The organism is Bacteroides sp. D55t1_190419_B8, from assembly GCF_015558905.1.
GTDB classification, from domain to species: Bacteria; Bacteroidota; Bacteroidia; order Bacteroidales; family Bacteroidaceae; genus Bacteroides; species Bacteroides vicugnae.
On record NZ_JADMOU010000002.1, the window covers coordinates 88,291 to 102,626 of the forward strand.

General features: G+C 39.7%; 6 protein-coding genes. 4 read left to right on the top strand and 2 right to left on the bottom strand.

The window, feature by feature from the left end; all coding sequences use genetic code 11:
* The first annotated feature begins 40 nt into the window (after window positions 1-40).
* Window positions 41-2,362 carry a GH92 family glycosyl hydrolase gene (locus I2I13_RS02800; RefSeq protein ID WP_195648696.1) on the top strand — a complete coding sequence of 774 codons (2,322 nt, stop codon included), beginning with the start codon at window positions 41-43 and terminating at the stop codon, window positions 2,360-2,362.
* A 51-nt stretch (window positions 2,363-2,413) separates the two neighbouring features.
* On the opposite strand, the gene I2I13_RS02805 is transcribed toward I2I13_RS02800, so the two are convergent.
* Window positions 2,414-4,096, bottom strand: a complete 1,683-nt coding sequence (locus I2I13_RS02805; protein WP_195648697.1) for a right-handed parallel beta-helix repeat-containing protein — start codon at window positions 4,094-4,096, stop codon at window positions 2,414-2,416.
* Between the two features lie 8 nt (window positions 4,097-4,104).
* A complete protein-coding gene (locus I2I13_RS02810; protein WP_195648698.1) occupies window positions 4,105-6,504 on the bottom strand; it encodes a glycoside hydrolase N-terminal domain-containing protein in 2,400 nt (799 codons plus the stop codon).
* 301 nt (window positions 6,505-6,805) lie between these two features.
* Here I2I13_RS02810 and I2I13_RS02815 point away from each other — a divergent pair, with 301 nt between their 5' ends.
* The 3 genes from I2I13_RS02815 (at window position 6,806) to I2I13_RS02825 (ending at window position 14,332) form a co-directional block, all read left to right on the top strand.
* A complete protein-coding gene (locus I2I13_RS02815) occupies window positions 6,806-9,805 on the top strand; it encodes a TonB-dependent receptor (protein WP_195648699.1) in 3,000 nt (999 codons plus the stop codon).
* Window positions 9,806-9,826: 21 nt separating this feature from the next.
* Complete coding sequence (locus I2I13_RS02820) at window positions 9,827-11,488, top strand: RagB/SusD family nutrient uptake outer membrane protein (RefSeq protein WP_195648700.1); 1,662 nt, start codon at window positions 9,827-9,829, stop codon at window positions 11,486-11,488.
* A gap of 81 nt (window positions 11,489-11,569) precedes the next feature.
* Window positions 11,570-14,332 carry a GH92 family glycosyl hydrolase gene (locus I2I13_RS02825; RefSeq protein ID WP_195648701.1) on the top strand — a complete coding sequence of 921 codons (2,763 nt, stop codon included), beginning with the start codon at window positions 11,570-11,572 and terminating at the stop codon, window positions 14,330-14,332.
* Window positions 14,333-14,336: the final 4 nt, after the last annotated feature.

The window sequence follows — 14,336 nt, forward strand, 5'->3', positions numbered from 1 at the left end:
GTAGATGATGAAATAACTATAACAACCTTTTAAATATAGAATGATGAAAACAATAAACCGACTTGTATTAGTACTATTATTCTCGATTCGTATTTTTTTATCTAATGCTCATGAACTAGTTGATTATGTGAACCCAATGATTGGCGCGACGACTTTGGATAACATAGGAAATACAGATCTTGGGTTAGGCAAAACTTTTCCGGGTGTATGTACCCCTTTCGGTTTGGTACAGTTAAGTCCGGATACGAAAACCGGTGGAGATAATGGGTCGGGATATTCTTATCATCATACAACTATTGAGGGATTTAGCTTTACTCACATGAGTGGCATTGGTTGGTATGGCGATTTGGGCAATTTTCTGGTCATGCCGACTACCGGTAAACTTCATACTTTTAAAGGAACAGAGGAAAATCCGGATGAAGGCTATCGTTCCAGATTTTCTCATGAAACGGAGTCGGCACATATTGATAAATATGAAGTGAAACTTGATGACTACGATATCAAGGTGGAATTGACTGCTGCACCGCGTTCGGGAATGATACGCTTCACTTATCCCGAACATGAAGAATCGCGTATCCAGATTGACTTGGCACGTCGTATAGGGGGGACTTCTACCGAACAATTTGTGGAAGTTGTTGATAATCATATAATTCGGGGATGGATGAAATGCACACCCGAAAACGGTGGCTGGGGAAATGGTGCAGGCCAGGCAAATTATACCATTTATTTCTATTGTTTGTTCAGCCGTCCTTTAGTGGATTTTGGTATTTGGAGTGCGGACATTCCCGAAGGTATTTCTCGCAAGAATGAATCGAATGATGACGAGAATTATTATCAGTATGTCAGAAATGCTGTTATTCATCCACAGGCAAAAGTGATGGAAGGTAAACATTTGGGATTTTATACTCAATTTCCAACCAGGAAAGATGAACAGGTTCTGATGAAATGCGGTATATCTTTTGTCAGTATAGAAGGCGCACAAAAGAATTTGGAACATGATATACCGGATTGGGATTTCAACAAAGTTTCTGTGTGCACGCGGAAGATGTGGAATGATGCATTATCTAAGATAAAAATAGAGGGAAACGAATCTGATAAGACTACTTTTTACACTGCGTTGTATCACACGATGATTGATCCGCGTTGTTTTTCGGATATAGACGGAAAGTATATAGGAGCTGACAATAAAGTTTATCAGACTTCTACGTTTACATACCGGACTATTTTTAGTGGTTGGGATGTGTTTCGCAGCCAGTTTCCTTTGCAAACGATAATTAATCCGGATTTAGTGAATGATGAAATTAATTCATTGATACAGATAGCGGAGAAAAGTGGAAAGGGGTATTATCCCCGGTGGGAGTTTCTGAATGCTTACTCCGGCTGTATGGTAGGCAATCCGGCTGTATCTGTTTTGACTGATGCTTATCAGAAAGGAATACAAAATTATCCGGTAGATAAATCCATTCAGTATGCTATCAACACCGTACGGACATTTGGCAATAATGAAGACGGATATGATTCCGGAGATTTATCTAAAACGTTAGAGTATGCTTATTCCGACTGGTGTGTCGGTACTTTGCTTCGTTCTCAAAATCGTGTTCAGGAAGCAGATATTTATTTGAAGAAATCAAAGGCTTACCGTAATGTATGGTGTGACAGTGTAAAGTGGTTCAGAGCACGCCTGTCAAAAGAAGAATGGTTGCCTTGGAAAGGGAAAAAAGTACATTGGCAGGGTTGTATAGAAAGTAATAACTATCAGCAAGGATGGTTCGTTCCGCAGGATATTGAAGGTATGATACAATTAATGGGAAAGAAATATTTTGAAGAGGAATTAATCGAATTCTTCAATGGGGCGGATGATGATTTTAAATGGGGAGACTATTACAATCATCCTAATGAACCTAATCATCATGTACCTTTCTTGTTGAATTATACTTCACAACCTTGGCTTACTCAATATTGGACACGGAAGATATGCCGCAATGCTTATAATAACACAGTTAACGGACTTTGTGGAAATGAAGATGTGGGACAAATGTCTGCTTGGTACATATTGGCGGCGATGGGGATGCATCCTATTTGTCCCGGAAATAATACATATGAACTCACATCACCGCTTGTTAATAAAGCTACGATTGAATTAGACAATCGTTATTATAAAGGAAAACGTTTTACCGTCATAGCCCGGAATAATTCGGAAGAAAATGTATATATACAATCTATAACTTTGAATGGCAAGAAAATAAACCGTTTATGGATTACTCATCAGGAAATAACTCAAGGAGGAGTATTGGAATTTGTAATGGGGAAATATCCTAATAAACAACTGAAAGGAAATCTATCATCCGGACAATCCAATTAATAAGGTAATACAGCACAGAACTATTTTACTGGTTGGAATCCTATGGTAATTTTACTCATTCTCCACATTTGTACAATGTTCCAATAAAACAGATTCTTTTGTGGAGATAGGGTAAATCCCATCAAAATAGTTTCCTGAAATTCGGATATTATCTGTCCAACGGGCATAGATTGCCTGTTTATCTTTCAGTGTCAGTGTAAAACGATTATTTTCGATACGGATCCCTTTATGAACAGTTCCGTTCGGACGGTTATTTTCGGGAGCAATATTGATAACCGGACTTCCACATTCTATGAAATGGTTGTTTCGGATGGTAAGATCATGTACGGGGCCTGACTCATACCAACTGCGAGCATCATTTGAGATAGCAATAGCACTCATTGGTGTACGATAAAATACGTTATTTTCGATTATAACTTTCCGGCGTGTCGTAACAAGTATTCCTCTTGTCGGTGTCCGGGCAAAATAGTTATTGCGGATTTCTACTTCCGGTGTCCAAGTGATATTTTCTATTACTACCTCCTGTTGTGGTAGGATAGAAGGAACGGAACCATTCAGTGTAAGTTTACAATCGTAGTCGTTTACTCTCTCCACTTTGAGTACTGATGCTTTATGCAGACATTGTAATGAATGTATTTCTGTAAATTCAACTTCATCTCCAGGAAAGAAAGCTTCAAATCCGTAAGATTGAGGATGCATGAAACGAACTACTATTTTATTTCCCGGTTCGTAAGCAATAACTTTCAGATGAGTTCCGTGTACATTGATCGGATCATCTTGTGCTCCTTCAAAACGAGAGTTGATGATACGGATTTTTCCTTTGCATCCGGACATTTGAACAAAGTCAGCAAAACTGGCACAGGTACGACCACTGCCATACTCCGGTTCACAGTTTAAATATTTGTAAGTCAGATTTTCGGAATATTGGCCGACAATTCCAAAGTTTCCTAGAAAATGCAGGTTCAAATGTTCAAGTATAATGTTTTTGCTCAAATGAATAAATCCACATGCTTCATCTCGGATGGCATCCCGCATCTGAAATATTTCTCCCGGATATAAAGTTATTTTCTTGTCGTATGTTGCGTGTATCTGATGATTTCCGATGTCGGTAAGAGAAACGACATGGTCGGTAGGCAGATTACAACGGTTTGTTATATTGGTATGTAGATTAAAAGTTTGGGCAATGCCACCGGTAAAACTCCATTCTGTTCCTATCCATTTTATCTGTTTATCTGCAATTTCATACCGGTCTTTGGGGTGAATTCTGAAAGTTGCCGTATAAGCTGTTGTATCAATAACTTTCATTTCCGTAACCGAAGGATCGGCAGCTTTCAAAGTAAAATTGCGGAGTGTTATATTTTCACTTTTGTCTATAACAAAAGAAGTCATTTCTCCGTGTGTAATCAGATGTGCGCCACCACCATCAATAATTAAGTTTTTCATATCCTTTATCCAAAGGCCAATGTGTTTGGTAGGGTCGGGATTTTCTTCTTTAGAGGCAGTGTTGGATATAAAATAAACTTGCTTGGAACTACTGTTGCGGTATAGATCATAGTTTCCTTGTTCAAGTTGAATCACTACTTTCTTCCCTTTCAAATGACGTGCTTGTTCTATGGCATTTTGTAGGCGTGGAGTTGCATCACTGGGTTGCGCTTTCACATAAATAGTTTCTTGTGCCGACAATATGCTGAATACACTTACTTGGAAAAGGAAGAAAATAATGATTCTGTACATAAGTTTACTTATTTGAATTTCAATATATCTTTAGCTTTCATGGATACGGTAATCAGTCCGTTGTTTATCACTGGGTTGATTCGTTTATTATTCAGCGTGATAGTGTAATTTTTCCCTTGTGGAACTTTTACTGTAAATGTATTGTCAGCAGTAGCTTTTAAAGTTGCTTCGTTAATCAACGACTGATTCCAGGCTGCTGAAACTTCCGCTCCTCCTTTCACACACAGGCCTTTATAATTTCCTACGTTCCATTGTTCGGGCAGACAGGGTAGGAATTCAATATATCCTTCGTGTCCTTGTACCAGCATCTCTGCTATTCCGGCCGCTCCGGCTGTATTTCCGTCAAGAATAAAAATATCATAGGGTGCTCCTGCAATACCGGCAGGAGAAATGCTCAACAGGTTCTCACGTGTGAATATACTCTCAAGAGTAAGGACACTTTGATAAGCTTGTTTGGTATCTTTCAGTCGAGCATAGAAACAAATCATATTGGCGCGACTCCATTCCGTGTCTTCCCAACCTTCCGCAGCTAGGCGGTCTTCGATTGTTTTGCGTGCACCTGCGGCGAGTTCGGGAGTTTTATCAAGGGTAATCTGTTCGTAAGGATAAAGAGCCAGTAAATGTGAAGTATGGCGATGATTAGGGTGTGCTTCGTCATAATCTTCCAACCATTCTCGTACACCTCCGTTAGCACGCAGACGGATGGGAGGGAATTTCTTGATGGCTTGTTGTAAACTATCACTGAACTCCTTATCAATGTTCAGGATTTGAGCTGATTGAATACAAGCATTGAATATTTCATAAGCTAATACACGGTCACAGGTGGGCATCATTGATGCACATAAATTATTACCTTCGTAAAGGAAAGAATTTTCCGGTGAAATGCTTGGTCCTGTTACCATATAACCTGTATTGGGATCTTCAACCATATAATCGAGAAGGAATTCTGCATTTCCTTTTAACAGAGGGTAAGCGGTTTTCGCTAGATAATCTTTGTCACGTGTGTATTCGTATTGAGTCCAGAGATGCGAGGCAATCCAACTGCTTGCTGTGGGAAATAATCCCCACAGGATGCTTCCTGAAGGAGCTGTGTATCCCCATATATTGGCTGTGGTGTGAGCTGTCCATCCTTTGCATCCATATATCTTTTGAACAGTTTTCGCTCCATGAACAGATAAATCTTCGATATATTTGAAAAGGGGAAGATGGCACTCTGCCAGGTTGCCTACGTTTGCAATCCAGTAGTTTTGTTGTGTATTGATGTCCAGGTGATAATCATTTGTCCATCCCATGTTACATGCTAAATTATCATTAAAGAAACCTTGCAGGGCGGCTGGAAGAGGTGAATTTTCTCGCGATGAGGCTAGTAATAAATAGCGTCCGTATTGGAAAAGCAATACATCAAGGCCGGGATCATATCCGCCTTTTTTTACTTGTTCCCATCTTTTGTCAGTTGGCAGACCGGCATATTCTCCTGTTCCCAGTTGTAGGGAAACACGGTCGAACAGAGGAGCATAATCGTTGAGATGAGTTTTCTTCAGTTTTTCATAAGTCTTCTTTTCTGCTTTTACAACAGTTTCTTTGCAAAGAGATTTATAAGCGTCATTCTTATAATTCGTGCGTACATCTATTACAATAGTCAGCATATCAGCATCATTCACTGATATGGAAGAATCTTCAGCTTGTAGTGTTCCATTAGGCGCGGATATTGCAATACGGCCTTGAAAGCTGACACCACCGGGACCTTGCTTGGGAAAATTAACTGTTCCTTCAAAAATCAATTGATTACCATCGGTTGAAATTTCAGATTCCCGCAGCATACTTAATGATAGTTTTGCATTAATAGCTTTCTTCTTACTGGCGGACATTCGTAATACAAGAACGTCGTCCGGATTGGTTGCAAAACATTCGCGCACGTAATTAACGTCACCTATTGTATAATTGGTTGTACTGATAGCTGTACCTAAGTCGAGAGAACGACGGTAGTTACTGACTGTATTTTCCGGATAACTGAAAGTGAGTTTCAAGTCACCGATAGGAAGGTGTGTACCAAAAGAATGTCCATTACCATGTAGAAATTCTCCAGCAATTTGATTTCCTTCTTGTATTTTTCCTTCGAAAAAGAGTTTTCTTAATTCATTCATTCTTTCTTTTCCGAAAGGAATTTCCTGATTCTCGTCATATTGTCCTGACCACATGCTTGATTCATTCAATGCGATGGTTTCTTCTTCGATACCTCCGAATACCATCGCTCCGATACGTCCGTTGCCTATTGGTACAGAACTCATCCATTCTTTTGCGGGTTGTTCGTACCATAGTTCAACTTTATCCTTTGCTTCCAGATTCGTACATCCGGAAAGGGATATCATCATAATGGCTAGAGAAAAACTAATGGTTTTAATTTTCATGGCTCAAATATAATTAAATGATTAATATATAAATAGGAGTTGTTTTTTTATTATAGGACAAAATTAGTCCATCGTGATTTTATCTGCTCTATACAAATGATTCATAAAATAGAAAGAATACGTCCTGCAAGAAGCCTGGACGATATTTGAATCAAATATTCTATTTTTTGCAGCGTTCATAACTCAATTACTTGCTACATATCGGGTATATTTGCATTGCGTTTAAAGATAAATATTAGATCTAATAAAAAACATGAGATTCATTAAATACAATTTTGTTTTACCTATAAATTCAAACTACATGAAAAGAAGCTCGAAGGCGGTAATCTCTTTATTATTTGCCTGTTTATTGTTGGGAACTCCAACAAAGTCTTTAGCTTTGGAACCAACATCTGCTGTTGCTAATGACACGAAGGAGCGAAACTGGACTATCCAGGGACAAATACTTGAAAACTCGGTACAGCCTCTTCCTATTGCAGGTGTTAATGTTCTTATTAAAGGTACTACGATTGGTACTATAAGTGACACGAACGGATATTTCTCCATTAAAGCTCAAAAAGGAGATGTTATTGTGTTCACTTATCTTGGGTTCCGACCTTATGAATTTGTAGTATCCCGTGCTATCAGTAACTTGAGTGTCTCCTTATCCGAAGATTCTGAAGCATTGGATGAAGTGATAATTACCGGTTTTTCGGAAGAAAAGAAACTAAATTCAATATCCTCCGTATCTACATTAGATATTGCAAAAAATCTGAATTCCAAGCCTATCACTTCTATTTCGCAATCTTTGCAGGGAGGTGTCACAGGTCTGACGGTTACTCAAAGCTCCGGTATGCCGGGAGGAGACGGAGCTTCTATCAAGATTCGCGGTATCTCTTCATTACACACCAATAATGACCCGTTGGTTCTGGTTGACGGTATTCCAATGGATATGAACCAACTGGATCCGAATACAATTGAAAGCGTTACTATTTTAAAGGATGCTGCCGCAGCCGCTATTTATGGTGCACGTGCAGCCAATGGTGTGATTGTAGTAAAAACTAAACGAGGTACGGTAGGAAAGATTAATGTATCGTATGACGGTTACTTTGGTGTTCAGAAAGCAACTTATCTTCCTGATTTCGTGAATGCGGCAGAATATATGACTATGGCTAATATTGCCCAAAAGAATATTGGCGGTGATGAGTTGTATGATGGCGAGTTAATCAAAAATACAATTGCCGGTACCGATCCTTATAAATATCCGGATACAGACTGGGCAGATTTCTTATTTGGCACAGGATATGTACAAAACCATTCAGTGGCCGTTTCGGGTGGTGGTAGTCTGGCACGTTTCGCTTTGAGTGTAAACTATATGCAGAATGAGGGATTGACAGAGCATACAAGTTCTGACCGTTTGAATATCCGTGCCAATACCACTGTCAGTTTGCGGGATAACCTGTCTGTAAACATGGACTTCAATGCTTACCGTACCAACCGGAAGCAACCGAAAACAGACGCTGCTGATAAGTCATTGTTTGAATGGATGTATAAGACACCGCCCAATACCGTAACTCGTTATCCGAAAAAGGCAGGTAGTGATTTTACTTATTATGGCAACAGACCTAATATGACTAATCCGGCAGCTTATATCGATCGTGCGGGAATACGTGAAGATTATGAGGATAATATCAGTGTGAATATTTCTCCTCGTTGGGAAGTATTGCCAAATCTGGTACTGAAAGGTCAGTATTCTTATCGTATCAGTAGTCGCGGAGGTAAGAGCAAACGGGAAGCATATAATTTCTTTGATTATGATACAGATGCTTTACTGAATACTTGGGGAGCAGATTTTTCAGATTATAGAGATCATGATACCTATTATTATCTGGGTGGTACTGCTGAATATACGTATGATAAAGGCGATCATCGTCTGTTTGTCATAGGAGGTTACAATCAGGAGCTGACTCATCAGAACAGTTGGGACAGTTATTCAATGATTTCCATGTTTGCTAAAGCTAACTATACGTATGATCGACGTTATCTTATTGAAGGTACTGTGCGCCGTGACGGTTCTTCACGTTTTGGAGACGGTGAAAAGTTCGGAGTATTTCCTTCTATTGCTGCAGGTTGGAATGTGCATGAAGAAAAATTCATGAAATCATTAAAGAACGAAATCAATGAATTGAAGTTGAGAGCTTCTTATGGTTTACTTGGAAACGAAAATATCGGATTATATAAGTATCAGACTTTTATTGATATGGGTAATGGGGAGGAAAAAGAATATGGTAACCCTGAAATTACCTGGGAAAAGGTGAAAATGCTGAATATCGGTGCAGATATTCGCCTGTTCAAAGATTTGAGCCTGACTTTCGACTGGTACGAAAAAACGACTTCAGGAATGCTTATTACTCCTCCTATTTCTTCTATCGGTGGTACTTGGGCAACTGCTATTAACTCTGGAAAAGTACGTAACAGAGGTTGGGAATTTAGTGCAAATTACGACAAACAGTTTAAAGACTTTGGCTTCAGTATTCATGGTGGCCTGTCTCAAAATAAAAATAAAATCATAGATTTGTTTGGAGCACCTTATGATAACGGGTCTACAATCAACCAAATAGGTTATGCGTTAAATAGTTATTATGTTTATCCTACTGATGGTTTATTGCAGGAAAGTGACTTTACGAAAGATGCTTCAGGCAAATGGATACCCAAAGAGGGAGTAGTTATTTTTGATGGACAACAACCGGGTGACATCAAGTATTTGGATGTTTCCGGTCCTGACGGTACTCCTGATAATAAGATTACTACTGACGACCGCGTAATACGTGGAAATGACCAGCCTGACCTGAACTATTTTGCAAACCTTTCTTTTAATTATAAGAAATGGAGTTTTGAAGTTCTATTCCAGGGAGTGACAGGTGTGGATGCCTATTATAGTGCGCCTTTTTCTAACGGGCTGAACTTGACAGGAGACGGTTTGACGCCTATGAAAGCACAATTAGATTATTGGACGCCGGAGAATCCGGGCGCGCGTTATCCGAGACTGACGCCGTCTCCTGATTACGGTAATAATCATCATGCGTCCGATTACTGGCATTTTGACGCAAGCTACTGCCGTGTGAAATACATTCAGGTGGGATACACATTCGACCAAATGTCACTGAAGAAAGTAGGTATTTCCAGCATCCGCGTATATTTGAATGCCCAGAATCCGTTTACTTTTGCCAAAGAAAGCATGATTGATCCTGAAAACCGCGGTCAGATGGGTTCTTATCCATTGGTGAAAACTTATTCTGTAGGTCTTAGTTTGAACTTCTAATCATTAAAATATAGACATATTATGAAACGATATAATAAAATAATTTTTAAAGGTTTGTTTCTGGCCGGACTCATTGGCTTATTCAGTAGTTGTGAAGACTTTCTGACGAGAGATAAACCGAATGCTTCGACAGATAATGATTTCTGGAAAACACAACAGGAATGTGAATCGGCACTTGGTACTTGCAAGTTGTGGTTGAGAGGTGATTGGGGTGGAGATGAGATAGGTATGGTTTTTCAGGACGGAGCGTCAGACAACGTTTATTTTACAGGAAACTTTGACGTGCGTATCCAGCAGTTGGGAAATGGTTCTTTAGTGCCTCCGGCCGACAATAATAATCCCGGTCCATGGGAATATCAGTTTTACACCTGGAACCAATGTTACCGTAAAATCCGCAATTGCTGTCGATTGCTCGATAATATTGATAATGCCTATTTTACGAATGAGTCTGAACGCGACCGTATGAAAGCGGAGGCGAAAGTATGGCGGGCATGGTATCATATTCGTTTATTAAACTGGTATGGTAGAAATGATGGTATTCCGTATGTAGACAAGGCTTTGTTGCCTTCGGAGATTTATATGGCACGCACTCCGGTTAATGAATGTCTGGATAGAATTAATGCAGAGTTGGACGAAGTAATCAATTCGGAAGCTCTCCCGTTTATTTGGGATGAAGGAAGACGTGACCGCATGTCCCGTTCTATTGCCCTGACTTTGAAAATGGATGTAAATCTCCAATTCAAACGATATGATATAGCTAAAGCGGCTGCATGGGAATTGATAAAGAGTGGAGAATTTGAGTTGTATTATTCTACTGCTACCGACAATAATCCGGGTAAGAACTACCGCGACTTATTTACATATGTGGGTAAACAGAATAAAGAACGCATTTTATATAAGGGAGGCGGTTCGAGCGGTATATTTTCCCGTTGTATGTCGGGAAGTTTTGGCGGACAAGGAGTAATGAATGTATTGAAATCGTTTATAGATACTTATGAAACGATAGATGGACAAACAATTCAGTCTTTATCCACTTCTGAAAGAGAGGCTTATGAAAAAGATCCGTATCATGGAGCAAGAGATCCTCGTTTGAATGTCAGCGTTTTTGTACCGGGTGATAATACAGGACTCTCCAATTATACATTTAGTCCTTTCAATCCGGATTGTGGTGATTATATTGGCAGGAACGATGGTATTCGCAGCGGTTATATGGTGAAGAAATTTATGACTGAAGATGATCGTGGCAACAATGGACAAGGCAGTCTTGATTTCGTTATTTACCGTTATGCGGAAGTATTATTGGATTATGTTGAATGTTTGGTTGAAACCGGTGATTGGGATGATCCGAAAGTAAAGGAATATATTGATGCTATTCGTGTTCGTAGTGGAATGCCAAAAATGGATCAAACGGTTTATAATTCAGAGGAAAAGGTACGTGAATTATATCGTCGTGAACGACGTGTAGAACTTTGTTTCGAAGGCAAACGTTATGATGATATACGTCGTTGGGGAATTGGAAATGATGTAATGAACGGTCCTATTTATGGAGCATGGAATCCTGACACACAATCGTTTATTAAACTTGAAGAACGTCGCTGTACATTCCCGAAGTTTGATTCATGGCCGATTCCGCAGAAGGAAGATACTTCTAATCCTAATATAAGTCAACCTACGGGTTGGTAAACTTTTATTCTCCAATGAGAAACACTATATTTCTCATTGGAGAATACTACATTTGTTAATGTAATAATTAATAGAAATCAGATGAAACCATACCACCTGTTAACAAGTTTAATTACTTTATTGTCTTTTAGCCTAGTATCCGCTTCCCCATATAATATTGCGCCTGATAGTCGTGTATCGGCCTCGTCTACATTAAATGAATCGTATGAAGCATCTAATGTTACTGACCGGATAATCCGTGTACCGGACAAAGGAGAATGGGCTTCTAAAAGCACTATGACGTTTTGGGGGCAGATTGATTATCCCTGGATACAATTAGACTGGGATAATCCGGTATGTGTTAACAAGGTTGTTTTGTATGACCGTCCCGATGAAAAAACACATATCGCAGGCGGTATATTGCATTTTAGTGATGGGAGTTGTATAAATGTGTGCCAAATACCTAATAATGGTAGCCCGAAAGTAGTTGAATTTTCTGCAAGAAAGACAAAATGGATCCGTTTTGAGGTAACTGACGGAGATGGGGTGAATCTCGGCTTATCAGAAATTGAGGTTTTTCCGGCTCCTGAAGATTATTCTGATTATGTGTCGTGGGTAGATCCCTATATCGAGTCGGCAAGAGGGAGATATTTCTTTTTTGTCACGGGGAGTCAGCCATTCGGGATGATAGGTGCTGCTCCTTTAACCCGGAATAAAAATCAATATGGCGGGGGATATAATTATAACTCTACCGATATACTCGGTTTTCCCCAGATACATTGTTGGATGTTGTCCGGTTTATCACTCATGCCTACCACTGGAAATGTGAACCCGACATTAGGTGAACAACATTGGAAATCTCACTTTACACACGATGGAGAGATTGTACAACCGGGTTATCACCGGTTATATCTGGAGAATTATAATATGTGGGTGGAGCAAACTGCAACAGACCGGGTTAGTTTTTACAGGTTGACATATACCGAACATGCATCAGCAAATATATTGTTTAATCTGGGAGGGTATGTTGGCACTTCCACTATGGTTAATTCCAAAGTGTATAAAACAGGCAATAATGAGATTACCGGATATTTTGATACAAAGGGACGTTTGTGGGGCGGACCGGATATTGTGAGAATATTTTTTGTAGCTCATTTTGACAAGCCTTTTGACTCTCTTGACGGTTGGGCTGATAAAGACTATTTTTCTGATATTGAGGAGTTTCAAGGAACTACAGAAAGTACGCCACGGATAAGTTCGGGATGGAGTTATCATGATGCTCCCACATCAGGAGTCAGTGCAAAATATGAAGTCCGGGCGGGAGATCAGATAAATGTTAAAATGGCAATTTCATATGTAAGTATTGCTAATGCGAAAGAGAATCTGAAAGAAGATTGTGATCATTGGAATTTTAATCAAGTTCGCCGGGAGTCACAAGATGAATGGAATCAATGGCTGGGTAGAATCGAAGTAAAAGGAGGGACGAATGCTCAAAGAATCAAATTATATACAGACTTGTGGCACACTTTGCTGGGACGTCATAAACTGGATGATTATAATGGCGAATATCCGGATTATACAAAAGGCGGAATACGGCAAGGATCACATACGGTAAATGTAAAACTGGCGGTTGGGAAATTGAAGAAAGACAGTCGCGGTAAGCCGATTCATCACATGTATAATTCAGACGCATTTTGGTTGACCCAATGGAATCTGAATACTTTGTGGGGACTTGCATATCCTTCCGTATTGGATGATTTTGCAGCGTCTTTGATACAATACGATGTCAATGGTGGTTTATTGCCCCGTGGTCCTTGTGCCGGAGGATATTCATATATTATGACTGGGTGTCCTGCCACATCACTTATCACTAGTGCATATCAAAGGGGCATAACCAAAAAGTGGTCGCCAAGGGCAGGTTATGAAGCGATGAAAAGAAACCATGCCAAGGGAGGTATGCTGGCGTTGGATATGGATAACGAACTTGATTTTTATATTCAAAACGGATATTGCCCTGATAATGCGGGATTGACGATTCAGTGGGCCTTTGAAGACTGGGCTTTAGCAGAAATGGCTGCTAAAATGGGTAAACGGAAAGATTATATCTATTTTCATAAAAGGTCGACAGGTTGGACGGAATCTTTTAATAAACAAGTAAATCTTATCCTACCTAGAAGAAAAGATGGAAGCTGGCTGCATACCGATCCTTTGAATGGTGCGGGATATGTGGAAGCTAATGCCTGGCAAGCTACATTCGGGTTATCTCATGATATACCTAAATTGGCGGAGCTTATGGGTGGTAGCGATAGTTTATGCTATATGTTGAATAATGCTTTTGAGCAATCCAGATCAACAGATTTTGTTTATGGTTACGGTGGTGGATATGTGAGTTATGCCAATCAGCCGGGATGTTCTAATGCACATGTTTTCACTCATGCGGGTAAGCCTTGGTTGACTCAATATTGGGTACGTCGTGTGAAGGAACAAGCCTATGGAGCAATAACACCGGATAAAGGATATGGCGGGCACGATGAAGATCAAGGACAGATGGGAGGTGTGAGTACCTTGATGGCAATCGGACTTTTCAGTTTGGACGGTGGTGCAAAACGTGATCCGGCTTACGATATAACAAGCCCGGTATTTGACGAGGTTATTATAAAATTGGATTCAGTTTATTATAAAGGTAAAGAGTTCAGGATAAAAACTTATAATAATTCGACAGAGAATTGTTATATACAGCGTACCTGTCTAAATGGCAAAGAATATGATTCTTATCAAATCCCGCACATTGATTTTGCTCAAGGCGGGGTACTCGAATTATGGTTGGGAAATGTTCCGAATAAGAAATGGGGAATTGCTGATTGATATA

Excerpts from the sequence above, each read along its gene's own strand:
- I2I13_RS02800 (WP_195648696.1), top strand. The coding sequence starts at position 41 with ATGATGAAAACAATAAACCGACTTGTATTAGTACTATTATTCTCGATT.
- I2I13_RS02815 (WP_195648699.1), top strand. The coding sequence starts at position 6,806 with ATGAAAAGAAGCTCGAAGGCGGTAATCTCTTTATTATTTGCCTGTTTA.
- I2I13_RS02810 (WP_195648698.1), bottom strand. The coding sequence starts at position 6,504 with ATGAAAATTAAAACCATTAGTTTTTCTCTAGCCATTATGATGATATCC.
- I2I13_RS02805 (WP_195648697.1), bottom strand. The coding sequence starts at position 4,096 with ATGTACAGAATCATTATTTTCTTCCTTTTCCAAGTAAGTGTATTCAGC.
- I2I13_RS02820 (WP_195648700.1), top strand. The coding sequence starts at position 9,827 with ATGAAACGATATAATAAAATAATTTTTAAAGGTTTGTTTCTGGCCGGA.
- I2I13_RS02825 (WP_195648701.1), top strand. The coding sequence starts at position 11,570 with ATGAAACCATACCACCTGTTAACAAGTTTAATTACTTTATTGTCTTTT.